The organism is Candidatus Cloacimonadota bacterium (assembly GCA_028706475.1).
Taxonomy (GTDB): domain Bacteria; phylum Cloacimonadota; class Cloacimonadia; order Cloacimonadales; family Cloacimonadaceae; genus UBA5456.
The window spans coordinates 1-26,036 of sequence record JAQWBI010000021.1 but is presented as its reverse complement, the minus strand read 5'-3'; the positions used below and the strand labels follow the sequence as shown (position 1 = coordinate 26,036).

At 48.0% G+C, this 26,036-nt stretch carries 20 protein-coding genes; 13 read left to right on the top strand and 7 right to left on the bottom strand.

What is annotated here, in order from left to right; all coding sequences use genetic code 11:
* Nucleotides 1-92: 92 nt before the first annotated feature.
* The 10 genes from PHF32_05460 (at nt 93) to PHF32_05415 (ending at nt 15,959) form a co-directional block, all read left to right on the top strand.
* Nucleotides 93-860 (top strand): ATP-binding cassette domain-containing protein, encoded by a 768-nt coding sequence (locus PHF32_05460; protein MDD4560168.1) that lies wholly within the window; start codon nt 93-95, stop codon nt 858-860.
* Nucleotides 850-2,856, top strand: a complete 2,007-nt coding sequence (locus tag PHF32_05455; protein MDD4560167.1) for an ABC transporter permease — start codon at nt 850-852, stop codon at nt 2,854-2,856. The genes PHF32_05460 and PHF32_05455 overlap by 11 nt, the downstream gene beginning before the upstream one ends.
* A complete protein-coding gene (gene glmS / locus PHF32_05450; GenBank protein MDD4560166.1) occupies nt 2,844-4,679 on the top strand; it encodes a glutamine--fructose-6-phosphate transaminase (isomerizing) in 1,836 nt (611 codons plus the stop codon). Before PHF32_05455 ends, glmS begins: the two co-directional genes overlap by 13 nt.
* A 434-nt stretch (nt 4,680-5,113) precedes the next feature.
* Nucleotides 5,114-7,234 (top strand): ribonucleoside triphosphate reductase, encoded by a 2,121-nt coding sequence (locus tag PHF32_05445; GenBank protein MDD4560165.1) that lies wholly within the window; start codon nt 5,114-5,116, stop codon nt 7,232-7,234.
* Nucleotides 7,231-7,938, top strand: a complete 708-nt coding sequence (locus PHF32_05440) for an anaerobic ribonucleoside-triphosphate reductase activating protein (protein MDD4560164.1) — start codon at nt 7,231-7,233, stop codon at nt 7,936-7,938. Before PHF32_05445 ends, PHF32_05440 begins: the two co-directional genes overlap by 4 nt.
* A gap of 531 nt (nt 7,939-8,469) precedes the next feature.
* Entirely contained in the window at nt 8,470-10,455 is a 1,986-nt protein-coding gene (locus PHF32_05435; protein ID MDD4560163.1) for an agmatine deiminase family protein, read from the top strand.
* Nucleotides 10,456-10,641: 186 nt separating this feature from the next.
* Nucleotides 10,642-13,095, top strand: a complete 2,454-nt coding sequence (locus PHF32_05430) for a M14 family zinc carboxypeptidase (GenBank protein ID MDD4560162.1) — start codon at nt 10,642-10,644, stop codon at nt 13,093-13,095.
* 4 nt (nt 13,096-13,099) lie between these two features.
* The gene (locus PHF32_05425) at nt 13,100-14,281 is read left to right on the top strand and encodes an ABC transporter ATP-binding protein (GenBank protein ID MDD4560161.1); all 1,182 of its coding nucleotides are present in this window, start codon (nt 13,100-13,102) and stop codon (nt 14,279-14,281) included.
* Nucleotides 14,281-15,165, top strand: coding sequence for an ABC transporter permease (locus tag PHF32_05420; protein MDD4560160.1), 885 nt, complete (start codon nt 14,281-14,283; stop codon nt 15,163-15,165). Before PHF32_05425 ends, PHF32_05420 begins: the two co-directional genes overlap by 1 nt.
* Complete coding sequence (locus PHF32_05415; protein ID MDD4560159.1) at nt 15,162-15,959, top strand: ABC transporter permease; 798 nt, start codon at nt 15,162-15,164, stop codon at nt 15,957-15,959. The genes PHF32_05420 and PHF32_05415 overlap by 4 nt, the downstream gene beginning before the upstream one ends.
* A 69-nt stretch (nt 15,960-16,028) precedes the next feature.
* On the opposite strand, the gene PHF32_05410 is transcribed toward PHF32_05415, so the two are convergent.
* Both PHF32_05410 and PHF32_05405 read right to left on the bottom strand, forming a co-directional pair.
* The gene (locus tag PHF32_05410; protein MDD4560158.1) at nt 16,029-16,190 is read right to left on the bottom strand and encodes a hypothetical protein; all 162 of its coding nucleotides are present in this window, start codon (nt 16,188-16,190) and stop codon (nt 16,029-16,031) included.
* Nucleotides 16,191-16,202: 12 nt separating this feature from the next.
* On the bottom strand, nt 16,203-16,658 hold the full coding sequence (locus PHF32_05405; GenBank protein ID MDD4560157.1) for a hypothetical protein: 456 nt from the start codon (nt 16,656-16,658) through the stop codon (nt 16,203-16,205).
* A gap of 355 nt (nt 16,659-17,013) precedes the next feature.
* Here PHF32_05405 and PHF32_05400 point away from each other — a divergent pair, with 355 nt between their 5' ends.
* From PHF32_05400 to PHF32_05390, 3 genes are all read left to right on the top strand, one after another.
* Nucleotides 17,014-18,546 carry a S1 RNA-binding domain-containing protein gene (locus PHF32_05400; protein ID MDD4560156.1) on the top strand — a complete coding sequence of 511 codons (1,533 nt, stop codon included), beginning with the start codon at nt 17,014-17,016 and terminating at the stop codon, nt 18,544-18,546.
* 3 nt (nt 18,547-18,549) lie between these two features.
* Entirely contained in the window at nt 18,550-20,043 is a 1,494-nt protein-coding gene (gene lysS, locus PHF32_05395; protein MDD4560155.1) for a lysine--tRNA ligase, read from the top strand.
* A 611-nt stretch (nt 20,044-20,654) separates the two neighbouring features.
* Nucleotides 20,655-22,367 carry a Na/Pi cotransporter family protein gene (locus tag PHF32_05390; protein MDD4560154.1) on the top strand — a complete coding sequence of 571 codons (1,713 nt, stop codon included), beginning with the start codon at nt 20,655-20,657 and terminating at the stop codon, nt 22,365-22,367.
* 13 nt (nt 22,368-22,380) lie between these two features.
* On the opposite strand, the gene lpxK is transcribed toward PHF32_05390, so the two are convergent.
* From lpxK to PHF32_05365, 5 genes are all read right to left on the bottom strand, one after another.
* On the bottom strand, nt 22,381-23,421 hold the full coding sequence (gene lpxK / locus PHF32_05385; protein ID MDD4560153.1) for a tetraacyldisaccharide 4'-kinase: 1,041 nt from the start codon (nt 23,419-23,421) through the stop codon (nt 22,381-22,383).
* Complete coding sequence (locus PHF32_05380) at nt 23,418-23,795, bottom strand: response regulator (GenBank protein MDD4560152.1); 378 nt, start codon at nt 23,793-23,795, stop codon at nt 23,418-23,420. Before PHF32_05380 ends, lpxK begins: the two co-directional genes overlap by 4 nt.
* The gene (locus PHF32_05375) at nt 23,792-24,676 is read right to left on the bottom strand and encodes a phosphoribosylaminoimidazolesuccinocarboxamide synthase (GenBank protein ID MDD4560151.1); all 885 of its coding nucleotides are present in this window, start codon (nt 24,674-24,676) and stop codon (nt 23,792-23,794) included. Before PHF32_05375 ends, PHF32_05380 begins: the two co-directional genes overlap by 4 nt.
* Nucleotides 24,669-25,616, bottom strand: coding sequence for a hypothetical protein (locus PHF32_05370; GenBank protein ID MDD4560150.1), 948 nt, complete (start codon nt 25,614-25,616; stop codon nt 24,669-24,671). Before PHF32_05370 ends, PHF32_05375 begins: the two co-directional genes overlap by 8 nt.
* Nucleotides 25,617-25,680: 64 nt before the next feature.
* On the bottom strand, nt 25,681-26,036 hold a 356-nt coding region (locus tag PHF32_05365; protein MDD4560149.1), incomplete at its 5' end, for a transposase.

Sequence of the window (26,036 nt, the reverse complement as noted above, 5' to 3'; positions counted from 1 at the left end):
TATTAACCGGGGCGGGGCTACATAGTTCTGCCCCCTTTTGTGGCGCTGTGCGAAGCAGGCAGAATAGCAAAACATGAACGGATGAAGATAGTATGATAAATGTAATGAATCTGGTGAAAGAGTTTCCCAAAAAGGACGGCAGCAGCTTTCGCGCTGTGGATGATCTCAGCTTTAGCGCTAATGACGGTGAAATAGTATGTCTGTTGGGAGTGAACGGAGCGGGGAAAACCACTACCATGCGCATCCTTTCCACAGTCTTCAAACCCAGCTCCGGCAGCGCAAACATCCAGGGTTGGGATATATTAACCGATCCGGACAGGGTACGAGAGAATCTGGGCTTTCTTTCCGGAGATACGGGGCTGTATAACCGCTTGCGGGTGCATGAATTTATCCGCTACTTCGGGCGTCTGTATTCTTTAGCGGATACCGAGATCAACCAGCGTATGGATGAGATGGCGGAACTGCTGGATATGAAAGACTTTATGGACAAAAAGATCGAATTTCTCTCCACCGGTATGAAGCAGAAGGTATCCATCGTCCGCTCCATCATCCACGATCCACCGGTAATGATCTTTGACGAACCCACCGCGGGTCTGGACATCCTGACCGCTCGTAATATTGTGTCCTTTATCCGCAGTTGCAAAGAGCGCGGCAAATGTGTGCTCTTCAGCACTCACATCATGCGGGAGGCAGAGCGGCTGGCAGACAGGATCGTGATGATCCACCGGGGAAAGCTATTGGCCAGCGGCAGTTTGGAAGAGCTGCGGGAAGCTACGCAACAAAGCGATCTGGACGACATCTTTGTGCATTATGTGAATCTGACAAACGGTGAAATCGAGGTACAAGCGCATGAATTTTAAGAAAGTAATGATAGTGTATCGCAAGGAGTTGATGGAAGTGATGCGGGATAAACGCACACTTTTTACCACTCTGCTGTTGCCGGTGATCCTGTATCCGCTATTGATTGTGGGCTTCAATGCCATCATGACCCGTCAGACCGGGGTTTTGGAAGAACGCGGAGCAACTGTGGCAGTGGCGGACAGCGTTCAAAACGAGATTTCGATGCGCCTTTTGAGCAGCATTAGCGAAATAGAGCACTTCACTGTGGTTCCTGCCGGCGAAAACGCCCAGGAGCTGTATGCCAGCAAGGATATCCAGGCTATTGTAAGCATTCGGGACTCGCTGGACGCAAATGGGCTGAGGGTGTATCATAGCTACATCCAATATGACGCTTCCAATGAACGCGGCACTATGACTTTCAATAAGATTGCCGAAAAGATAGATGAGGCTGAAAACAGCTTGATCGAAGAGCAATTGAGCGGGATGGGAGTGAATCCCAAACTGATGAACTTGGTGGATGTGCGTAAACGTGACAGCTCCGATTCCCAGAAAAAGATGGGAATGCTTTTGGGGATGTTTTTGCCTTATATCATGATCATCATGCTGTTGGCAGGCGCTTCTCTGGTGGCGGCGGATTTAGTGGCGGGTGAAAAGGAGCGCAAGACCTTGGAAACACTGTTGGTGGCAGGAGTTGGCAGAAAGGAGGTGGTGATAGGCAAGTATCTCACCATCATCACTTTGGGCATGATCAATCTGATCATAAACCTCTTTAGCATCAGCTTCTCTTTGCGCTATATGCTATCCCAATCCGGGCTGGAAATGGAGGGAACTGCCATGCCGATCAAGGCGATCCTGATCCTGCTGGTGGCCATGCTGCCTTTGGCAACTCTGTTTGCTGCGCTGCTGTTATCACTATCCACTTTCAGCAGAAACATGAAAGAAGCCAGAACCTACGAGCAGCCGATCATGATGGTATCGATGATCCTGGCCATGATCAGCTTTTTGCCCGCCATCGAGATGAGTAATCTGATGGCATTGATCCCGGTAGTAAACATCGCATTGCTGTTCAAAGCGGTGATGATAAACGACTATCAGCTTTCGCACCTCCTTATCACCATCATCAGCACCCTAGTGTTGGATGTATTGGCGATCTGGGCAACCATCAAGCTCTTCAATACCGAAGGCATCCTGTTCCGTTCCGACGAGGACAGCGGCAGTCTGAAGAGCTTTAGAAAGAATAAAGCAAGCTTTTTTAGTCCCTACAATGGGGTAGTGTATTACAGCATAGCCCTGCTGCTACTGTATTATCTGGGTTCATATTTGCAGCAGCAGGATCTGGCGCGAGGTCTGGTGCTAACGCAACTTCTGATAATCGCATTGCCGATATTCATCCTGATAAGGGCGTTCAAAATGAATGGTAATGAGGTCTTGCGGTTGAAAGCGCCGAAACTGAAAGAGCTGCTTTTGGTACCGTTTATCGCCATTCCGGCGTCGATATTGGTGGCGCTGCTTTCGCAAGCGATCAATACCATCTATCCTTTCCCGGAGAATTATCTGAAGATGCTGGGCGGGCTGTTTAGCATGGATCTGCCGTTGTGGGCAAGCTTTTTGGTGATTGCTGTGGCGCCGGGAATCTGTGAAGAACTGATGTTTCGCGGCTTTTTGATCCGCTTTTTCGAGAAATACGGCATGAAGGTGAGCATTGTATTGAGCGGATTGCTGTTTGCCGCCTTCCATTTGGATCCATTCCGCTTTGTTCCTGTGCTGATCCTGGGGATGATCCTGGCGTATCTCACTTTACGTAGCGGATCGATCTTCAATGCGATGCTCTTGCATACTATCAATAATGGATTTGCCTTGGTGATCATGAGCCTGGCATCCAAACCCTTTATGCAGATATTTGTGTCCGGTGAGGATAATCTGCGCTACTGGCTGGCAATTCCAGCGGTGGTGATCCTGGCCTGGGCACTGTATGGCTTCCATAAAATTACAGGAGAGAAGCAATGTGTGGAATAGTTGGTTACATAGGTCGTCGTGAGGCATTGCCGATTGCGATCGAGGCGCTGAAGCGTCTGGAATACCGGGGATATGACTCCTCCGGAACGGCTTTAATCCATGAAAATGGTCTGCAAATCTACAAAAAACAAGGTAAGATCATAGAATTGGAGCGTTCTCTGCCGGAACCTTCTCGATGCAGCGGACATGTGGCCATAGCGCACACCCGCTGGGCAACTCACGGGGCACCGAACGAGGTAAATGCGCATCCTCACACCGATTGCAGGGGAGAGCTGGCGATAGTACACAATGGCATCATCGAGAACTATAAACTATTGCGCGAACAATTGAAAGAGCTGGGGCATAGCTTTGTAAGCGAGACCGATTCCGAGGTGATTGCCCACCTCATCGAGCAGTATATAAGCACAGGGATAGGCTTGGAAGATGCGGTGCGGGAAGCCATGAAGAGAGTGGAAGGCACCTACGGTTTGGTGGTGATCAGTAAAAAGGAACCGGATAAGCTGATCGCAGTGCGCAAGGGCAGTCCATTGATCATCGGAATCAACGACGATGAGCACTTTATCACCAGCGACGTAAGCGCCATCGTGATTCATACCAAACGGGTGATCTATCTGCAGGATTCCGAACTATGTGTGGTGCGTAAAGACGGCTTTGAGATATCCACATTAAGTAAAACCAGCGTGATACCACAGATCAGCGTGGTGGATTGGGATATATCCGCCATCGAAAAGGGCGATTTCAAGCACTTTATGCTGAAAGAGATCTTTGAACAGCCCATCACTATCGACAATGGATTTAGGGGCAGAATCAACGAAACGATGGGTACGGCACGCCTGGGCGGATTGCATCTGGAACCTTTCGAACTGCGCAAAGTAAAACAAATCCACCTGCTGGCATGCGGAACCTCGTTTCATGCTGCATTGATCGGAAAATACATCATAGAAGATATGGCACGTATCCCGGTACATGCAGAATACGCCAGCGAATACCGCTATCGCAATCCTATCATTCCGGAAGATACCCTGGTCTTTGTGATCAGTCAATCCGGGGAAACTGCGGATACCCTGGCGGCAATGCGCGAGGCTAAAGCCAAAGGCGCCAGAGTATTGGGCATCACTAATGTGGTGGGATCCACTGTTGCCAGGGAAAGCGACGGTGGGGCTTACATTCACGCCGGTAGTGAGATCGGAGTGGCATCCACCAAGGCCTTTACATCGCAAGTGACCATCCTGAGCCTGCTGGCAATCTACCTGGGCAGAATGAATCACCTCTCCGCCGTGCAGGGAACAGAGTACATCAAAGCCCTGGAAGAAATACCGGGAAAGGTGGAGCGGATCCTGAAATTGAACGGGCAGATACGGGAGATAGCACAGAGCATCAAGGATTGCACAAATGCATTGTATCTGGGACGCGGTTTGAACTATCCCGTGGCGCTGGAAGGAGCCTTGAAACTGAAGGAGATATCCTATATCCATGCTGAAGGATACCCCGCCGCGGAGATGAAACACGGTCCCATCGCACTGATCGATGAGAATATGCCGGTGGTGGCCATTGCCACCAGAGATCCGCTCTACGACAAGATCTACTCCAATCTTCAAGAAGTGCGGGCGCGCAAAGCACGGCTGATAACGATTGCAACTGAAGGAGATACGGAACTGCAGAAGATCAGCGAAAACGTGATCTACATCCCGGATACTCTCACCAACCTGCAAGCGCTGCTTACCGTGATACCACTGCAATTACTGGCCTACCATGTGGCAGATCTGCGCGGCTTTAACGTGGATCAACCCAGGAATCTGGCAAAGAGCGTTACTGTGGAGTAGGGGGGCGCTTTCAATGAATAATGAATGATGAATGATGAATAATGGCTGTTTCGGCCTTCGGCCTGTTGAATACTCACTGCGTTCGCAGAAGCTCGTAGTTCATTAGTTCTTAGTTGGTTAGTGCTACAGTGCTACAGTGCTGCGGTTCTGCAGTTCTGCTATTGGAATCGCAAAACACCAAAACGACAAATCGCATAAACGCTAAAACCTATCCCTAAAGTACTATCAATCATGCACAACGCCAGATCAATTTACCAGTAGTGATAATCCCCATCCCCTGAAGAAAAGCGAAGTGGAAAAACATCAACTTGACAGATTGATAAGTGACCGTATTTATGTAATTCGAAGCTTGATCCCCCTTTTGGCGATTTTGCTTCTAAGTCTGTAATAAATTATACAACATATAGTTATCGTTTTTCATAAAGGAGTTGCCCATGTTCTCTAAGATCCGCAAGCGGAATGGCCATATAGTAGATTTCGATAAAAGCAAGATAAGTAATGCCATATTCAAGGCAGGAGATGCCAGTGGGGAATTTGATGCCGAGATGGCAGATAAACTCTGTCTCAGGGTGCTCAATCTGGCTCAACAGAGTCTCACGGAAGAGATTCCGGACGTAGAGAAAATTCAAGACATTGTGGAAGAAGTTCTACTGTCTTCACCTTACAAGAAAACTGCCAAAGCCTATATCATTTACCGGGATCAACATGCCCGCATCCGGGAGATGGTCTCCAGTGCGGGAGTGAAGTTGATCGATCAATATCTGGAAAAGCTGGATTGGCAGGTAAATGAGAATTCGAACATGGCATATTCTCTCCAAGGATTGAACAATTACATTGCCAGTGAGGTGAGTAAGACCTACTGGCTGAACAAGATATATCCCCCGGAGATTCGTGAAGCCCATGTAAGTGGCGACATTCATATTCACGATTTGGGCCAGCTTTCTGTGTACTGTGTAGGTTGGGACCTCATGGATCTCCTGCTAACCGGCTTCAAGGGGGCAGTGGGCAAGGTGGAAAGCTCTCCTGCCAAGCATTTTCGTAGCGCTTTGGGGCAGATCGTAAACTTCTTTTATACCTTGCAGGGCGAGGCGGCCGGAGCGCAGGCTTTTTCCAGCTTCGACACGCTTTTAGCGCCCTTCATCCGCTATGATGAGCTGGAATACTCTGAAGTGAAGCAGGCTCTGCAGGAATTTGTATTTAACTTGAATGTGCCTACCAGAGTGGGTTTTCAGACTCCTTTCACCAATATCACCATGGATCTCATCAGTCCCGAAAGCTACAAGAACCAGGCGGTGATCATCGGCGGACAGCCTCAGGAAGCCTGCTATGCAGATTTCCAAATCGAGATGGACATGTTGAACCGTGCGTTTCTGGAAGTGATGGTGGAAGGCGACGCCAAGGGCAGAGTCTTTACTTTCCCCATTCCTACCTACAATATCACCAAAGATTTCGATTGGGATAATCCTGCTATTGAATATCTGTGGGAAGCAGCGGCAAAATATGGCATTCCCTATTTCTCGAATTTCGTGAATAGCGATATGGACCCAAACGACGCCCGCAGTATGTGTTGCCGGCTACGTTTGGACACTCGTAAACTGGCGGCGCGCGGGGGTGGGCTGTTTGGCGCCAATCCCCTCACGGGCTCTATTGGCGTGGTTACACTCAATTTACCCAGGATCGGTTTTCAAGCCGAAAGTGAAGAGGACTTCTTCGAGCGTTTGCAACGTGCTCTAGCCTTGGCGATGTCATCTCTGGAAATCAAGCGTAAGATATTGGAAAACTACACCGATAACGGTTTGTATCCTTATACCCGTTTCTATCTGAAAAACATCCGCGAACGCTTCAATGAATATTGGAAAAACCACTTTTCCACCATCGGTGTGATCGGCATGAATGAGGCCTGTCTGAACTTTCTGGATGTGGGCATCGGGACGTCTATTGGTCGCGAATTTGCCGTGAAGGTGATGGATTATCTGCGGGAACGATTGATTGAATTTCAAGAACTTACCGGTAACAACTACAATCTGGAAGCTACTCCTGCCGAAGGAACCAGCTATCGCCTGGCTTTGTTGGATAAACGCAGTTTCCCCGGCATTCGCAGCGCCAATCCGGATAGGAAAGTGCCCTTCTATACAAACAGCACTCAATTACCGGTAGATTTCTCCGACGATGTCTTTGAAGTGCTGGATTTACAGGATGAATTGCAGACCAAATACACCGGTGGAACGGTGTTACACATCTTCGGTGGTGAACGGTTGGAGCACTGTTCCAGCGTAAAGAACTTGGTGAAAAGCGTTTGCAGTAATTACCGGCTGCCGTATTTCACTTTTTCACCTACCTTCAGTATCTGCACGGAACACGGCTATCTGGTGGGAGAACAGCAAAAATGCCCCCGCTGCGGTAAGAATTGCGAGGTATTTGCCCGCATTGTGGGCTATTTACGCCCGGTATCACAATGGAACGAAGGTAAAAAAGCGGAATTCAAGATGCGCACAACTTTCGACACCGTCAAAAACCCTGTACCGCATCGAATTAGCGAGCACAATCTGGCATGATTATCGGCGGATTCCAGCGATTCTCCCTGCTGGATTATCCGGGAGAACTAAGCGCAATTGTCTTTACTCAAGAGTGCAATTTCCGCTGTCCCTATTGCCACAATCCCGAATTGGTGCTGCCTCAGATTTATAATCCGCCGCAGAATACAGAGAAAGTGCTGCGCTTCCTCTATCGGCGCCGAAAGAAACTGAGTGCGGTGGTGATCACGGGGGGTGAACCGACTCTGCAGGAGGATCTGATCCCCTTTATGAAACTCCTGAAAGCCATGCGCTTCAAAGTGAAGCTGGATACAAATGGCTCCTTACCGGAAGTGCTGGCTCAGGTAATTTATGCCAAAGCGGTGGACTATATTGCCATGGACCTGAAAGCGCCGCTGCCCCGTTATCGGCAACTTACACGCAGCGATGTGAATAGTGCGGATATCCTGCGTAGTATGGAATTGATCCGCCTTAGCGGAGTGGACTATGAATTCCGCACAACTGTGGCACCGGAAATCATCTTTGGCGAAGATCTCTACGAGATTCGTTCCCTGCTGAGAGAGGGAGATAAATACTATATCCAGCCCTGCCACTATGCTACTACTCTGGAGGATCTGAAAGTACATGACATAGCCAAGGTGGAACTGAGCCAAAACCCCGATTTCAGGGAGTTCAGCCGCTGGGCAGAAGAACATAAGATACACCTTGCACTGCGAGGAGGTTGAAACAGGGAAAATCCTCAATAGCGGAAATGTTTAAAACAGTGCAGTTCAATTGCTAACTCCAATATCTGGGGTGGGTTCTATGCATTGCCCGAAGTCCAAGCTACCCATTAACTTATTTTAACAGAGATAGATAGCATAGTTGTTGTGAACTAAGTGTATTATTTGGCTTATCTACGAATTGCCAATGTGACCGAAGGGAGCTTTAGAATCATGCTCCTCATTCCCTTTGTTCTATCCAGTGTTGAAGCTGATATCAAGGTGTTATCATCCTGTGCTCACCCGATGATAACCCGATGATATCAGGTTCAAGTATCGATAATCCAGAGGAGGAATGAAGCTTTTGAACCGGTTGGTAGAAGACTCCACCAAATTTTGGGTGTGGCAGCCAGTAGCAAAACGACATTCGTTCCTTGACGAGTCACTAATCAACTGCAGCACCTGAATCCTCCCAAACAGCGCTCCTCCAGAACTTTCTTGACTTTCGGTATGAAAATTGTATGTGATATGCTAAAAAACGTCTGGAGTCCAAACTTGATCAGTAAATTTCGTGATTTGCTACTATTTAGCATTCTGCTATGTCTGCTGTGTCCCCTGTGGGGAATATCCCCAGAAAGCTATTTACTTCCCTATGCTTGGGAAGAACGCTTTACCCAAACTGCACCTCCACCGTCACCGGTACGTCCCATCGCGGAGTTTGAGCCGGCATCTCATGTAATGATCAGATATCCTCTGGGTATCCCGCTTTCCTTGGTGGCTCAGCTATCCAATACAGCAGATCTGGTCTGTCTGGTAAGCGGTACATCTCAGCAAAACAGTGCTTATGATGAGTTCAGTAATGCCGGAGTGAACATGGATCGGCTCAGCTTTATGACGGCAAGCACGGATTCGTATTGGACGCGGGATTATGCACCGTGGTTCATCTTTGACGGTAATGGCGACTATGCAGTAGTAGATTTCCAATACAACCGCCCGCGGCCGGGGGACAACATGGTTACGGAGATTTATGCCAACAACCTGGGCTTGCCTTATTATGGCATGAATCTGAAACAAACCGGCGGTAACTATATGACGGACGGCATCAATACTGCTGCTCAAACGCAGATAGCATACACGGAAAACGCAAACAACCAAGCTAGTGTGAACAGCCTGATGGAAGATTATCTGGGCATCACCAATTACCATGTGGTGCAGGATCCAAACAACACCTACATCGATCATATCGATTGCTGGGGGAAGTTTCTGGCACCGGATAAAGTGCTGATTCGCAGTGTTCCCCAATCGCATGAGCAATATGACGAGATCGAGGCTACCGCGGCGTATTTCGCCGGCTTAAACTGCGCTTGGGGCTATCCCTACAGAGTATATCGGGTAAACACTCCCCAAAATCAACCCTATACAAACTCTCTGATTTTGAATAAACGGGTGTTTGTGCCTCAGATGGGTAGTTCTTACGATACTGCCGCCTTGGAAGTATATTCCGAGGCCATGCCCGGATATGAGATCATCGGAGTAACTGATAATTACTACGCTCCCTGGGAGAGCACCGACGCCCTGCATTGCCGCACTCACGAGATCCCGGATCAGGAGATGCTGCACATCGCACATAATCCTTATCACGGCATCTTGGATCCCGCAAATGAATATGTCTTTGACGCACTGGTGATTCCCTATAGCAACAGCGCATTGGTATCGGATTCCCTCTATGTGGCCTACAGTGTGAATGATGGCTCCTGGCAGAGCGTTCCGATGTACCAACAGGAGGGATACAACTATCGTGCCAGCATCTCCTCCCTGATGCCGGGAGATGAAATCCGCTACTACATCAGTGCTGTCGATCAGAGCGGTAAACACAGAACTCATCCCGAATTTGCCGCCCTGGATCCGCATGTTTTCTCCATTTACAACGATAATTTGGGTCCGGATATCCTGCATAATCCCATCCTCAGCATCAGCGAAGAGGAGATTACCTTTGTAGCCACCATTACAGATGAATCCGGAGTGGCAACAGTGTGGATGGAATACTGTATCGATGATGGGGACACCATGACTCTGGAGTTTGTGGAAGCCGGTAGCGGTGTCTATCTGGGTCTCTTGGCAATGGATTTTAGTGCAGGTGCAGAATACTTCAACTACCGGATCTGCGCTCAGGACATTCCTGGAAAAATCAGCTATCTGCCTTCAGAGGAAGAGTATTACGCTGTGCCCATAGAAACACAGAGCGCTCCCAGCGAGTTCAATACTCCTGCGGCGATTACCATGAAGGTTTATCCAAATCCGCTGCATAATGGCGCAGAACTGAGGGCTTTGGTGAAACAAGAGCAGGCCGGTCCCCTGCGAATGCAGATTTTTAACGTGAAAGGCCAGTTACTCTTCGAAAGAACCCAAGCCGGAAGGGAGCTAGAATTCCGCTGGGATGGCCGGGATAATAGTGGAAAAAAAGCAACAAGTGGGATTTATTTCCTACGTGCAACCGGTACAAGTGGCTCACTTAACCGCAAGTTAATTATAGTGTATTGATGTTGTGTTGAATATTGTCAACAAGAGAATTGAAATAATTCCGCATTTTTCTCTTGACATAATAGCTCAACCTGAACACATTGTACGTAGCCTACAGACCCTACATAGAATGCCCTCCGAGCAGTGGGGGATACCGCCCGGTATTCCCCACTGTATTTTTTGGGCTAGAAAAAAGGGGGATAATCCATGAAAAGAGTAGTTATCATCTGTCTTTTCTTACTTATCTGTTTGGTTGTTTGGGCAGAACGCGCCATGGTAAGGATTCCCGATCCGGGAGAGGAGTATTACAAAGCTTTGCTGCAGCGGGGTGTGGATGTTGATCGCTATTATCCCGGACATTATCTGGATATGGTACTGTCCGAGACAGATCTTCCCCTATACCGTCTGTTGCATCCCGGACTGATGGTATTGCAAACTGAAGCAGAAGCCAAGCAGAACCTGAACGCAAAGGACAGGGACATCCCCGGTTTTCGTACATACAATATGCTTGTACAGGAATTGCAGGCTCTGGCAGCGCAGTATTCGACCTTGATGCAGATTCATAATCTGGGTCCCTCTACAGGCAAGTATTATGCAGATCAGGGCAATACCGCTTATCAGGCATTTGATCACGATATCTGGGCGGTGAAGATATCCGACAATGTATCGTTGGATGAAGATGAGCCGCAGTACCTCTTTGTGGGGGCTCATCATGCGCGGGAACCTCTTTCGGTGGAGTCTTGCATGGCCATTCTCAATCATCTGCTGGGGAATTATGGCACAGATGACAGAGTAAATGCCATAGTGGACAATTGCGAGATCTGGTTTGTACCCCTGCTCAATCCGGACGGTCATAAGATTGTGATTGATCAAACGGATATCTATTGGCGCAAGAACATTCGGGACAACAATAACAACGGTATCCTGGATATGTACAACGATGGAGTGGATTTGAACCGGAATTACTCCTATATGTGGGGCAATGTAATGGCTACAGACCTTATTCACGATTCGGTGTACCATGGTCCTTATCCCTTTTCGGAGATCGAGACCCAAGCTCTACGCGATCTTATAGAAAACAAGCACTTTTTAGCAGGGATCAGCTTCCATTCTCAGGGGCAATATGTTCTGTATCCTCCAGGTTTTGTGTACGATGTAGGCGGTCCGGATCAAGGAGAGCTTGCGCTATTAGCAGAGTCTATGGTTGCCGGGATCACTTCCTACGATTACACTCCAATGCCCAGTTATAGCTTGTACCCGGTTAGCGGTACTTTTGATGACTGGTTCCACATGATGAATGCGGCTTTTTCATATACCATAGAACTGGCCTATACTCATTTCCCGCCCGCAAGTAGTATAAACCTGATTGCGCAGAGCCAAGTGGAACCCGCCCTGCGATTACTGGAGCGTGCGAACTACAAATGTATCCACGGACATGTTTTGGATGCGATCAGTGGAGAGCCCCTGGAGGCGAAAATTCACATCGAAGGCTACGATAACCACATTCCACTGCGTGCTGCCATGTACTCCAGGGCAAATTTTGGGTCTTACCATCGCTTTCTTCCGGCAGGGAATTTTCGCATGAGCGTAAGCGCTCCGGGTTATCAGCCTGCGAGTCTGTGGATTGCAGTAGCAGAGGATAGCCTGCGCACGGTGAATGTTCGCCTTCATCCTTCTAATATTATAGATACGGGCTTTTGGATTAAGGACAGCTTGGGCAATTCTCTGCCAGCCGCGGTGTTGGAGATAGGCTCCGAGCTATATGAAAGCGATGATGAAGGAAAGATATATATATCCGGATTGAGCAACGAACTGCATCAGTTGAAAGTAAGCTGTCCAAGATACTCCAGCTATTTTGGTGAGTTCCAGATCCTGCCGGGCTGGAATGTAATCCGTCTCAGTGAGATTGCCGGGATATCCGAGGGCTTCGAAGAAACAGCGGATAATTGGATATTCACGGGATATTGGGGCATAGTTCAAGACCAATCTCCCCAAGGTATTCATTGCCTGAGTGAGAATTGCCAAAACATGAGTTGCGGACCTCAGGAAACAAGCGCTCAATATAGCCATCCCATAGATCTGACCGGGGCAAGCAACGTGAATCTGCAGTTTTGGGCAAAGACAAACATTGTGCAAAACGGACATTATATCGGTCTGCGTTATCGCGAGGCAGGGGAGACTGTGTGGCATACGCTTATGTGCTTTATGGGAGTGACAGATTGGGAACATTATGATCTGGATTTCACTTCTTTGGCGGGAAGCATCATCGAGCTTTCTCTATGTAGTTTCACAGGGTATGGATTGAGCGAAGCTACTTTCTGGATAGATGACATCCGGCTTTATACAGAGAGTTCATATAGCGACACCGAGGATCTCCTGTCTCCGCCGCTGCAGATCAAAGCTGCGCCCAATCCTTTCGCCTCGGAGCTGATGATAGGTATACAGGGTTCTGAAAAGGGTCTTCTAAAGCTCGATATCTACAATTTGAGAGGGCAGAAGGTGCGCTCTATGCAAACTAATCCCTTGACGTCAAATGCTTTTTCTCTTGAGTGGGACGGGAAGGATGCCGCGGGGCGAGAGCTGGCAGCAGGATTGTATTTCCTGAAGATAAGCGCTCCAAACCGGGAGGCAGCCACCAAAAAAGTAATAAAACTACACTGAGGACATATTATTGGAAGACATCATTCTGGATAACCTGAGCAAGGATTTCGGCAGTTTCCGGGCTGTCGATAATGTGAATCTGGTGATCAAGAGCGGAGAGCTTTTCTCCTTTTTGGGACCCAGCGGATGCGGGAAAACTACGCTTTTACGTATGATAGCCGGTTTTGAATTGCCCAGCAGCGGGGCAGTGAGATTGGGCAGCAAAGACATCTCAGACCTCCCGCCCTATAAAAGGGAAGTGAATACCATCTTCCAAAACTATTCCCTCTTTCCCCATATGACATTGTTCGACAACGTAGCCTTTGGGCTGAAAGTGAAACGCATTCCCAAGATTGAGATCCGGGATCGTGTTTACGATATGCTGAATCTGGTTAAGATGACGGATCAAGCCGGAAAGTATCCCAATCAGATATCCGGAGGGCAAAAACAGCGCATCGCGATAGCACGGGCATTGATCAATAAACCCAGAGTGTTGCTCTTGGATGAACCCTTGGCAGCACTGGATCTGAAGCTGCGGCAACACATGCTGATCGAACTGATGAACCTCCATGACGCCGTGGGCATCACCTTTATCTATGTAACCCACGATCAGAGCGAAGCCATGAGTATATCTGACCGTCTGGCGGTGATGAATCAGGGACAGATCGTGCAAAGCGGCCCCCCGGACGACATCTATGAACGTCCGGTAAGCATCTTTTCCGCCTATTTTATCGGAGAGACCAATCTCATCAACGGAGTAGTGACCAATGTGCACGAGGACTATCTGGAACTTGAGTGTCAGGATGGTGAAGGCAAGAGCTTTTCCATAGATAGCAGCTTTCAGACAGCTCCGGAACCGGGAAGCAAGATCACCCTTTCCTTGCGTCCGGAAAAGATAGCCATCGCCCGAGGGAAGCCGCGTCATCAGGAAGACATCAATATGCTGAAAGGGCAGATTGAAGACATCCTGTATCTGGGAACTCACACTCAATACATTGTGCGGGTGGGCAAGCTGGAGTTTCGCGTATTTTCCCAGCACAAACGGGTTTACTTCGACGACAAAGCCTTGGATTGGGAAGAGTATGTGTGGCTGTTTTGGCACGATTCCGACACTTGGGTGCTGGATCACTCCGGGGACGACATCCCCGAGGCCGACCTCAATGAAGGCAGCAACCTGCAACGTTATGTAAAGCGGAGTAAAAGCTGATGCATTCCAGTCCCCAGAGCCGGCAGGATCGACGCAAGAACCTCAGCAGTTGGCTCTTAAGTCTGCCTACGCTGATTTGGCTAACCTGTTTCTTTTTGATTCCTTATCTCATCGTAGTCATCTATAGTTTCCTGAGTCCGGATATCTACGATGTGAAGTTTGAGGTATCTCTGGATGCCTACCGGCAGATCTTTAGCGGAGATTATCTACGTCCCTTTCTGCTGTCATTTCGTCTGGCAATCTACACTACTCTGCTCTGTATCCTGATGGGTTTTCCTGTGGCATACTTCATTGCCAGAGCAAAGGAGAAGACCCGCAATCTACTCCTGATCTTCATCATCATTCCCTTTTGGACCAATCTCATCATCCGCATCTTTTCCTGGCGCATTTTCCTGGCTTACAATGGAGTGATGAACGACATCCTGATGAACATTGGCATCATCTCGCAACCTTTGGAGATTTTACGAACTGATCTGGCGGTAATCCTGGTGATGGTCTATGTGTATCTGCCCTATATGATTTTGCCGCTGTATAGCGTGCTGGAAAAGCTGGATTTCACTTTGTTGAATGCCGCTATGGATCTGGGTGCGAACGAAGTGAAAGCCTTTTTCAGCATCACACTGCCTTTGGCGTTGGGAGGCATATTTGCCGGTACTCTTCTGGTCTTTATCCCTTCGTTGGGAGCCTATCTGATTCCGCAACTGGTGGGCAATCAGCAGTCTTTATATGTGGGGCAGGTAATTACATACAAGATCAAGAATATTCCCCGCAATTGGCCTATGGCTTCAGCGCTTTCGCTCACTCTTCTCCTGATAGTTGCCATCATGCTACTCATCATGTATGGGCTTTACCGCCGGCATCAGAAACGGAGTCTATGGCAATGAAGATCAATCCCGCAAAGTTCTATAAAGGTATGAATCTCACTATCTTCAGCCTGATGATGGTATTCTTGTATATCCCCATCCTCATCCTGATCATTTTTAGCTTTAACGATTCCCGCATCATCACCGGTTGGCAGGGTTTTACCTTCAAGTATTACATCCAGCTTTTCCAAAATGCCGCCATCGGTGAAGCTTTCCGCAACACCATGCTGATTGCCGGCCTTAGCACTTTGATCTCCACAACTCTGGGTATCCTTACCGCCCTGGGATTGGAAAACAAACGTTTCAGTGGACGTAAGGGGCTTATCGGCCTCATCTACATACCCCTGATGATACCTGACATCCTGATGGGTGTATCCCTGGCTTTGCTGTTCAATTTTACCAGAGTAAATACCGGGATGTTCACCGTCTTGATTGCACATATCACTTTCTGCATATCCTACACCGTGATCGTGATCCAGAGTCGTCTGGAAGGCTTTGATTACTCATTGGTGGAGGCAGCACAAGATCTGGGTGCAAAACCATCATACATCTTTTGGAAGATCAAGTTTCCGCTGATGATGCCAGGTATCATTGCTGCGGCACTGCTGGCTTTTACTCTGTCCATAGACGATTTTATCATTACTTTCTTCACTTCAGGACGCGGCTTTGATACTTTACCTATCTATGTGGAAGGCACCATTCGCCGGGGAACCATTACCACCATCAACTCCCTGTCCACATTGATGATAGCCTTCACTCTCTTCCTGGTGATTGTTACAAAGCGGATCCGTAAGATCATAGTCTCTTCTTTGTAATTCGTTTCTATACTGATGAAATAAGCCCCCGCCTTGTTGGGCAGGGGCATGCAGCATCACGGAGCCGACTTAGACATCTGCATCCAAGTCAAGCGCGTTCAGCAGGATTTGCATCAGGATATTCACGATCAGCTCAAAGAAGATCTGTTCGTTCTTCTCGTTGATCAGAGGTATGTTTATCAGTTCGTTGATGCGGGTGGCGATTTCGCGTACTAATACTTGGTTTTCCATGTTTCCCTCCTATCAGATGGTATTTACCAGTAGTTCATATCCGCTCACTTTGGGCAGATATTCAGCTTCCACAGCGCTGGCTACGCTGGCTACATCGAAGAACATGGTCTTCAGATCGCTGTAGGTGATACTGGCCAGATCCACGCTTTCTCCGGTGTCTTCGGCAAAGGCGTACATCAACTTCACAAAAAGAGAGAAGGAGTTGGATCCTAGTTTGGTACGGGTTACTCTTTCTTTGTTGTACATATCGGCATAAGTGCGCAGGTCGGATTTGTAATCTTCACTGCAATTACCATAGATTTCGCTTAGGTTTTTGGTTACTGCGCCCATTGTTGCGTTGTTATCCGTGAGAGTGGGCATTACATACTTGCGGGCAATGCATACTGCCCCGTTTTTGTAGCTGGCGAAGGTGATGTCGTCGATGGTTCCGCTGTAAGAAGCGATTCCGTATTTGAGTGTTGCTTTCATGGTATTTCTCCTAGAGTTTATTTTCGAGGTCTTCCGGATTACCTTCACAAACTATATGTAGGACAGCACTGGGACAAAACTGACATTCTCTGAAAGGTGGAAGCGCCAACTATCTCTAAGGCATGCTGTTAGGATGTGTTAAAAAATACTCTTCCAGCCCTCAATTCCTCTCTTTGATGGCCATTTTCTTCAGATTGAGTGAACACGTTTTGAACCAAATTGTGAGCTTGGGCAGTATCAGGTAGTAAAGTGCCGTAGTAAAAGAGCTACCAGTCTTGAAGATTTAAAATAAAAGACTTTACAAAAAGAGCCTGTGTAAAATCTTGGTATTCTCAAATGTCGTTAGGAGTTACATATGTCAGACAAGGTGCGTGAAACCAGCAGCAAAGCTGCTTTAGAGGAACTGAAAGAAGATTATCTTCGCATGCTCGAAGAATCCTTTCAAAACACAAACGAAATCAAAAAAGGCGATGTAGTCGAAGCCCCGATCGTTACAATTACGGACAATTTCCTGATTGTGAATTTAGGTGGCAAGTTCGACGCTTATGCTGAGATCAGCGAGTATTCCGATGAAAAAGGTGTTCTCTCCCTTCAGGTGGGAGACATTCTCAAGGGCTACGTGGTAGATCAGAACGATCAGGGCTACGTAGTTGGCAAGAGCCTCACCAAACAGCATGTGGATAAACAGTCCATTCGCGATGCATACGAAAAGAAGATCCCGGTTCAGGGAAAGGTCTATTCGGTTACCAAAGGCGGATTCAGTGTGGATATCCTTGGTGCCAGAGCTTTCTGCCCGGTCTCGCAGATTTCGAGTCGCCCCGTAGAAGACACAACCGTATTCATCGGACAGACGCTGGATTTTTTGGTGATTGAGTGTTCGGAAAACTGTCGCAGGATCGTGGTTTCCCACCGTCAATTGGCAGAACAGGAAGCGAACGAGAAAAAAGCTGAAGTATTGGCTCACCTTTCCGAAGGTGACGTACTTAGCGGAAAAGTAATGCGCATGACCTCTTTTGGCGCATTTGTGGATATCGGAGGTCTGGAAGGCTTGATGCATGTTTCCGAGATTTCCTGGCAACATGTAATCAAACCGCAAGACGTACTGAAGACTGGTCAGGAGATTGACGTGAAGATCCTCTCCATCAAGGGAGACAAAGTGGCGCTTTCTCTGAAGGCTTTGCAAGAAAATCCCTTCACTCAAGCTCTCAACGAGATCAAAGAAGGCGACGAAGTAGATTGCCGCATTCTACGCCTACACAATTTTGGCGCTTTTGCCGAGATCAAACCTAGTGTAGAAGGCCTGATCCCCGTATCTGAAATGAGCCGTAACCGCAATATCGCTCACCCGCGTGAAATCCTCAAAGAAGGGGATTTTGTAAAGGTGCAGATCCTTCGTATCGACCCGGACACCCAGAAGATTTCGCTCTCGCTGAAAGCTTTGCAGCCGGATCCATGGGACAACATCGATGAGATAGTCGCCATCGAAAAGCCTTTCTCCGGAGTGGTGGAAAGCTTTACAAACTTCGGTGTATTCGTTACCATCAGCGATGGTATCACCGGACTATTGCCCCGCTCCAGAGTGCGGAAGACTGATAATTTTAAAAACGGCGATAAAGTGGAACTGATGGTTACCGCCATCGATCGCGACAATCATAGAATTACCCTGGATTACACCGATCGCAGTCCTGAAGAGATTGCCGCAGCCAGCCGCCCGCACAATGATGACCGCGCTCCTCGTGATTCCCGCGAGGGTGGATATCGCAGCGATCGTGGCGATCGTGACTTCGGCGGACGCAGAGGTGGAAGAGGCCGTGGGGATGATGAGTGGCGCAAGTATGCCAATCAGAAAACTTCCGTGGTGGAAGACAACCCCTTCAAAGACCTGTAAACAATGGCTGAAAACCAATTTATAAAGCTTCGCAAAGAGAAGCTGGGTAAGATTCGCGCTCTGGGCATAGATCCCTATCCCGTTCAGAGCGAGCGCAGCCACAAAATCGGCGAAGTCCTGGAAGATAAAGATTCCTGGATAGAGCAAAATACCAATGTTACCCTGGTGGGACGCCTCGTTGCGATGCGCCGCCAGGGTAAGATCGGTTTTGGCAATATCGAAGACGATAGCGGCAAAATCCAGCTCTATGTATCCCAAAGTGAATTGGGCGAGGAAAACTACAGCCTGTTCAAACTATGCGATGCCGGAGATTTTGTGCAGGCAAGCGGTATTCTCTTCAATACTCAAACCGGAGAATACTCTCTGAAATGCTCAAACATCAAAATGCTCAGTAAAAACATCCGTCCGCTCCCCGCAGTAAAAGAAAAAGTGGTGGATGGCAAAACTCTGCGTTACGATGAATTTGCCGATATCGAATTGCGTTATCGAAAACGCTACCTGGATTTGCTCCTGAATCCGGATCACCGCAAGGTCTTTGAATTGCGCAGCCGCATTGTGTCAGCTGCCCGCAGATATATGGATTCCCGAGGTTATATCGAGGTGGAAACCCCCATCCTGCAGCCTCTTTACGGCGGAGCCAATGCGCGTCCCTTCATTACTCATCACAACACGCTTGATGTGGATCTGTATCTTCGCATTGCCGTGGAACTGTATCTCAAACGCCTTATCGTGGGCGGTTTTGAGCGTGTGTATGAGATCGGGAAAAACTTCCGTAATGAAGGCATGGATCGCACGCATAATCCAGAATTCACCATGATGGAAAGCTACGAAGCCTATTCCGACTTACATGGCATGATGGACCTGGTGGAAGGGCTCATCAAGCATCTGGCACTGGATATTGTGGGGAAAGATACTTTTGTCTATCAAGGGCACACGGTGTATCTGGGCGGAACCTGGCGCAGAGCGTCCATGCCTCAATTGGTCTCTGATGCCACGGGATTGGATGTACTCTCCGAAACGGAGGAAAATCTTCTCGCATTTTGTAAACAGCATGAAATGGAAGTTCCTCCGGGCAGTGCCAAAGGCAAATTGATCGCTCTGATCTATGAGCACTTCGTGGAAGAAAAGCTGATAGAACCCACCTTTGTCTGTGATTTTCCTAAAGAGATCTCTCCTCTGGCGAAAGCCAGACCGGACAATCCACTTTTGGCAGACCGCTTTGAATTGATCATTGCCGGTGGTGAATTTGCCAATGCCTTCAGCGAATTGAACGATCCGCTGGATCAGCGGGAACGCCTGGAAGCTCAGGCCAAACTGCGCGCCATGGGCGATGATGAAGCCAATGTAGTGGATGAAGACTTTCTGGAAGCTCTGGAGTATGGCATGCCCCCGATGGGCGGCCAGGGAATCGGCATCGACCGCTTGGTGATGCTGCTTACGGAGAACGACTCCATCAAAGAAGTGATACTATTCCCGCAAATGAAACCCGGGATCTGATCCTGAGTTTTTTGTTCCTGGTTAGTTAGTGCTGCAGTGTTGTCGTTCTGCAGTTGCTGGCGCTGCTGGTTGTATTTCGTGCCTCTGGCACGTCCTGTCAGTTAAACGTTCTGCTTCGCTTCACTGTTGAACAGCGATTCCTCCTAGCGTGGAAACGGCATCTTGCCGTTTGCTCTCCCTCCCCCTCCCATAGAGCCCTTCATGAGAGACTTAATCCTCAATTGTCGACTTTATCTCTTTGATGGTCTTTGGCTCATCTTGATATGAAGCTGATATAAAGCCGTTATCATCCAGTGCTCACTCGATGATAACGGCTTTATATCAGCTTCAGCACAGGATTGTTGGGAGTGCTTGCCTCAGATTACGTCAATGAATGATGAAGAAATGAATGATGAATGATGGTGATGCTGCTGGTTGTACCTCGTGCCTCTGGCACGTCTTGATCAGTTGAACGTTCTACTCTGTTTCACACCCTCACTACCCCTCCAGGTTTTACCTGATATTGCTAGCGAATTCCATCACAAATCACTATCCGGACACGAAGAAAAGCCTTGACGTAAACTGATTACCAAAAAAATGTAATTATCCAGAATAAGGGGAAATCTGAATATATGACGATAGTAGAACTCATCAATTTCTTTGGAGGTTTGGCACTGTTCATCTTTGGAATGAATAAGATGAGCGACAACCTGCAAGCTGTTGCAGGTACCGAGATGCGCAGGATACTAAAGATGCTTACAAACACTCCGGTGAAGGGAGTTATTGTAGGCATGTCGGTTACGGCTTTGGTGCAGAGTTCTTCTGCCGCTACCGTGATGATGATAGGATTGGTGAATACCGGTGTGATGACCTTGAATCAGGCTGTGGGAGTTGTAATGGGTGCAAACATCGGTACCACCATCACCGCTCAGTTGATAGCCTTCAATATTGGTAATTACGCCTTTGCATTCATTATTGCCGGAGTTACCTTGCTTTTGATCCGCCGTAGCAGGGTCATGGAGCGCTGGAGTCAGATCATCATCGGTTTTGGTTTGCTGTTCATTGGCCTCAATGTCATGTCCACTGCGGTCATACCCCTCAGGGAATCTCAAATGATGCGGGATTTTATGATCAATATTGCTGGAAATCCCATCCTGGGCATCCTCACGGGGACTATATTCACAATGTTGATTCAGAGTTCTTCTGCCTCTGTGGGTATAGTTATCGTGTTGGCAAGCAGCGGCTTGATCCCCTTTGAAGGTGCGCTGTATATGGTTTTTGGGGGCAACATAGGCACCACCATCACGGCATGGTTGGCAGGTATCGGTGCAAACTATACTGCTCGCCGCGTAGCCTTGGTTCACACTCTATTCAATGTCACTGGTACCATTATCTTTGGATTGCTTACCTATTTTGGCTTCTATACCATGATTATAAACCACATCACTCCCGGAGACGTTTTTTTGGGAGAAAACATGGCCCGACACATCGCCAATGGTCACACCTTCTTTAACGTGCTCAACACCCTCATCAGCCTGCCCTTTGCGGGATTATATACCAAAATCGCTACCCGTCTGATCCCCAAAGACAAGGTTGACACCCTTAGTCTGGGCGAACCCAAGTACTTGGACTACCATGTGATAAACAATAGTGAACTCGCCATCAATCAATCCCTGAAAGAGATGCGGGAGATGCTGCGTTTGGTGCGTATGGGGCTGATAATCGGCTATGAAGCCTTCCGGGACAAAAACTACAAAAAACAGATACGGGTTAGCAAGATCGAGTCGGCCATCGACAATCTGCAGCGAGAGATAATCCTGTATCTGGTAGCGGTAAACGAGCGCACCAGTGCTGACGATATCATCCAAAAAATCCCCGCTTTGTTACACACCGTGAATGATATTGAAAAAATAGGGGACTACACCGAAGAAGTAAACCATATCTTGAATTATCAAATTACCATGCAAAAACACCAGCTCAGCCCGGAATTTACATCCATGATCGAAGACCTGCATGCCAAAGTAGTCTTCATGCTAGATCTCTGTGTAGATTATCTGGAAGACATGAAGGAAGACTATAGCTACAAGATTATCGAGATGGAAGGGCGCATCAATGAACAACACTGCAATCTGAGGGGCAAAATCCTGGGTGATATTCAAAACGGCAATTGCGATGCCGCTGGAGGATTGAATACTATCGACTATCTGGATCAGGTGGAAGTAATAGCGGACAAACTAAAGAACTTGGTGAAAGCTGGTAGTCATAAATTCATCTATAAACAGCATAGCGACTTCCCGCTGGATGAAGATGATGATCAGGTGGGTATGGATTTGGCAGGTAGCTGATAAGGCTGTTTGTTTACGATCTTACCAGCTTCTTGCACATCTGAACCAGAGCTTCAGGTAGTTCGGTAAGCATTTCCAGTACTAGCAAACGCTGAGCAAGGATTGGCCTTAGCTTCACGGCATCTTTGGCGCTGCATAATAAAAAATCCGCCTGCTCCTCTCGGAGCGTATTGATAACGTCTTCATCGCCGAAAGCATAGTGGTCGGAATATAAATAATGACGACAGTAGGGGATGTTTTTGGCCGCTGCGCTGTTGGCAAAGGATTGGGGATGAGCTATGGCGGATACAAGGGCGATGCTCTTTCCGCTTAGAAGGTCTGGATCCATCTCAACGCCGTCTTTCAATATCCTGCCAACGCTGCTTTTGACCTTGAACAGGGCTGCTCCGATCCGGGAAAGCAATTGCTCCAGCTTTGGATTCTCCGAAGCTCCGGGTTTCTGATGCAAGAGGCAGACGGATTGGTTGCCAAGAGCGCTTATACCTTCACGCAGATAACCGGCGGGGATCACAAATCCGTTGCCCAAGCCGATTTGGGTGTCAAAGACTACGATATCCATATCCCGTTCTACTTTCAGATGCTGCATGGCGTCGTCCAAAACCATGAGCTCCAATCCGGGAACTATTTGCTGCGCCAGCTTCAATACTTCAGTGCGCTTGCGTCCAGAAAAGATCGGTATGCCGGGCATCATCTCAAATGCCATTGTCGCTTCATCACCGGCAAGTTCTGGGGGATATAGCAGGTTTATGCCATCAGCAATCATGGTAGCGCCATGCTCAAGCTTACTTTTATATCCGCGCGAGGCATAAGCTACACTTATTCCCTGTGTTTGCATGGCTTTGCATAAGGCTATTGCGATTGGACTTTTGCCGCTGCCACCGCTGCAGAGATTGCCTACGCTGATTACCTTGAAAGCTGCGCGATATCCTTTGCCCTGCAGTGCTTTGCGTCTAAAACGTAAAAACCCGGCATAACATAGCGATGCCGGGTAGAGCAAATAGCTTAGTGCAGAACGCTTTAGAAGGTGTCTTTCGACAAAATCAGCGCGCTTCACTTCGCACGAATCTTGCGGTCGATCAGAGCCACAAGTTTTTCCACATCAAAGGGTTTGAAGATCACGTCTCTCAATCCGTCCACTTTGGCTCGCACTAGTACGTGATTTGGATCGTAGCCAAAACCAGTCATCATGATCACGGGGATGTTCTCGTCATAATCCTTCACACGCCAAAACAGCTCGTAGCCATCCATATCCGGCATAGCGATGTCTGTAAGCACCAGGTCAACCTTGCCGCTCATGATCATTTGGAGCGCTTTCAGACCATCTGAAAACGTATGCAGTTCCCATTCCGGGCGCAGGGATTGGATCTCTATCTTTAGGTTCCTTACCAGTTCTTCTTCATCGTCAACTATGCAGATTACTTTAGTCATGTCAATTCTTTTCCTGTAATGATTCTATACATCGCCAGATACTTCTCTCTGGTCTTTGCGATCACTTCTTCCGGCAAGGCGGGAGCTGGGGATTGCTTGTCCCAACCGCTCGTGTTCAGATAATCACGGATATACTGTTTATCAAAACTAGTGGGGCTGGTGCCGATCTCGTAGCTTTGCAGATCCCAAAAGCGTGATGAATCCGGCGTCAGGCACTCGTCGATCAGGAGTATCTGGTTTCCAATGCTGCCAAATTCAAATTTTGTGTCTGCCACAATTATACCTTCTTTCTTCAATAAATCGTGGGCGTGATTGTATAGCGCTACGGATTTATCGCGCAGGTACTCAGCTATCCAGGGGTCCATGTGGCTCAGCATCTCGCGGTAGGAGATGTTTACATCGTGACCTTCGCTGGCTTTGGTAGAGGGTGTAAACAGCGCTTTGGCAAATTTCTGGCTTTCCTGCATTTCTTCGGCGATCATCATGCTGCCAACCGTGCCGGTGCGTTTGTATTCTTTCCAGGCAGAGCCGCTGATATAGCCTCGGACAATGCATTCAAAGGGGATCACGCGGGTTTTTTTCACCAACATCGAGCGTCCTTGCAGATAGCCCTCAAAAGCATGCAATTCTGCAGGATAATCCGTCACTTGGTCGCTGATGAAGTGATTTGCTACGATGTCCGCCGTGCTTTTGAAATAATACACTGAGATACCGTTCAGAATGCGTCCCTTGTCAGGAATTAGATTGGGAAACACCACGTCAAAAGCAGAGATGCGATCACTGGTGACGATCAATAGCTGATCGCCCAGATCGTAGATATCGCGCACTTTACCGCGGCTATGGTTCTTTATCAAAGGTAGTTTGATGAGTTCGTCATGCATGAGCTCGCTCCCTTATATAGTCATATATTATTTTCATCTCATCCACTGCAGTCAAGGGCAGAGCCAAAAGCTCGTTCTCCCGATAGGGCAGATTGTCAGTAGGGAAATGGTATGTCTTACCGTTCAACTTCGCACTGATTAACTGACCGTGTTCGATGGTGAGCTGCGGACTATCGAAACTGATGCTTTTTGCCACATACAGAAAGTTTAACCACTCCCGGTAGGCCTTCAGTAAACGGATCTCGTCATCCAAAAGGTCGGCTTTGGCAAATTCCAGTGCGTCAAAATTGCGGTCTCGCTCCTGTTGCACCATCTCCATTATTCCGTTGTTTGGATGCACAAAACTTTCTTGCAGTAGAATATCCAACTTCTCCAGATTATGTTCTTGTGCGCTTTCCTGAGCTGGAGCCAAAGCCAAACACCAGCCCCGGCAGATATCGCTGTCAAACTTGCTGCATGGATATGTCCCGCTGTCACAATTGGGCAGCTTCAAGATGCGGGAAATGCTGTCGATTACATCCGCTAAAAAGAAGCGGCTGCGAAATGGACCCAGATACTGCCAATCGTCATTGGTGTGCTCCTGAATGCTGATAAACGGGAAGCGATTGCTGTCCAATCCCAGATAGACATAGTTCTTCCAGGGACGCAAACGCTGCTGATACGAGGGATGATGCTCCTGGATCAAAGCTTTCTGCATCACCATAGCGGTCATGGCATCCGGCAACTTCTGATATTCAAGGACTTCCGCATCTTCGCAAAGCTCCTGTAAGAGCCTGTCTTCCAGGGAATTGTCCCACATCCTGCGTAACCGGGCAGAAAGACGCACACTGAAACCTATATACAGGTATGCACTGCGGTTTCTGAGCGCGAAACACACCCAGCCGCTGGGCAGGTTATCCCATTGTCTATCATCGTTCTTGACAATAATCTGACTAATCATACGGACAGTCTTTTACTTGGGCAATTTGTGTCAATTGAAATTGTGCTGGCATTCCCCCATTTTTTTAATTGAGCCTAATTTTGATTTGCCATTGGTCTCGTCGTTCTTCAATACTGGGTCTTCGTTTATATTGGATGATTTGATTGATGCAGATATTCAAGACATCAGTTATGCGATAATAGATGAACTCTTTGGGCTTAGTCCAGTCTTTCTTTACATATTTCAATAGTTTAGGGAAGCCGATAGCCAGGATGTGGACATAGTCTTTGCATTTGTATATGAAGTACAAGGCCAGAGCCATAAAAGCATTGAGATTTTTCATGCCTTGATAGCTGCCTAAACGCATGCTTTCCCATCTCATGCTCTGCTTCATTTGGCGATGCACTTCTTCAATAGCCCAGCGTTTTTTATATATATATC

Bases quoted from the DNA above. Each gene is read 5' to 3' on its own strand.
- PHF32_05460 (MDD4560168.1), top strand. From the start codon at position 93: ATGATAAATGTAATGAATCTGGTGAAAGAGTTTCCCAAAAAGGACGGC.
- PHF32_05455 (MDD4560167.1), top strand. From the start codon at position 850: ATGAATTTTAAGAAAGTAATGATAGTGTATCGCAAGGAGTTGATGGAA.
- glmS (MDD4560166.1), top strand. From the start codon at position 2,844: ATGTGTGGAATAGTTGGTTACATAGGTCGTCGTGAGGCATTGCCGATT.
- PHF32_05445 (MDD4560165.1), top strand. From the start codon at position 5,114: ATGTTCTCTAAGATCCGCAAGCGGAATGGCCATATAGTAGATTTCGAT.
- PHF32_05440 (MDD4560164.1), top strand. From the start codon at position 7,231: ATGATTATCGGCGGATTCCAGCGATTCTCCCTGCTGGATTATCCGGGA.
- PHF32_05430 (MDD4560162.1), top strand. From the start codon at position 10,642: ATGAAAAGAGTAGTTATCATCTGTCTTTTCTTACTTATCTGTTTGGTT.
- PHF32_05420 (MDD4560160.1), top strand. From the start codon at position 14,281: ATGCATTCCAGTCCCCAGAGCCGGCAGGATCGACGCAAGAACCTCAGC.
- PHF32_05415 (MDD4560159.1), top strand. From the start codon at position 15,162: ATGAAGATCAATCCCGCAAAGTTCTATAAAGGTATGAATCTCACTATC.
- PHF32_05410 (MDD4560158.1), bottom strand. From the start codon at position 16,190: ATGGAAAACCAAGTATTAGTACGCGAAATCGCCACCCGCATCAACGAA.
- PHF32_05405 (MDD4560157.1), bottom strand. From the start codon at position 16,658: ATGAAAGCAACACTCAAATACGGAATCGCTTCTTACAGCGGAACCATC.
- PHF32_05400 (MDD4560156.1), top strand. From the start codon at position 17,014: ATGTCAGACAAGGTGCGTGAAACCAGCAGCAAAGCTGCTTTAGAGGAA.
- lysS (MDD4560155.1), top strand. From the start codon at position 18,550: ATGGCTGAAAACCAATTTATAAAGCTTCGCAAAGAGAAGCTGGGTAAG.
- PHF32_05390 (MDD4560154.1), top strand. From the start codon at position 20,655: ATGACGATAGTAGAACTCATCAATTTCTTTGGAGGTTTGGCACTGTTC.
- PHF32_05380 (MDD4560152.1), bottom strand. From the start codon at position 23,795: ATGACTAAAGTAATCTGCATAGTTGACGATGAAGAAGAACTGGTAAGG.
- PHF32_05375 (MDD4560151.1), bottom strand. From the start codon at position 24,676: ATGCATGACGAACTCATCAAACTACCTTTGATAAAGAACCATAGCCGC.
- PHF32_05370 (MDD4560150.1), bottom strand. From the start codon at position 25,616: ATGATTAGTCAGATTATTGTCAAGAACGATGATAGACAATGGGATAAC.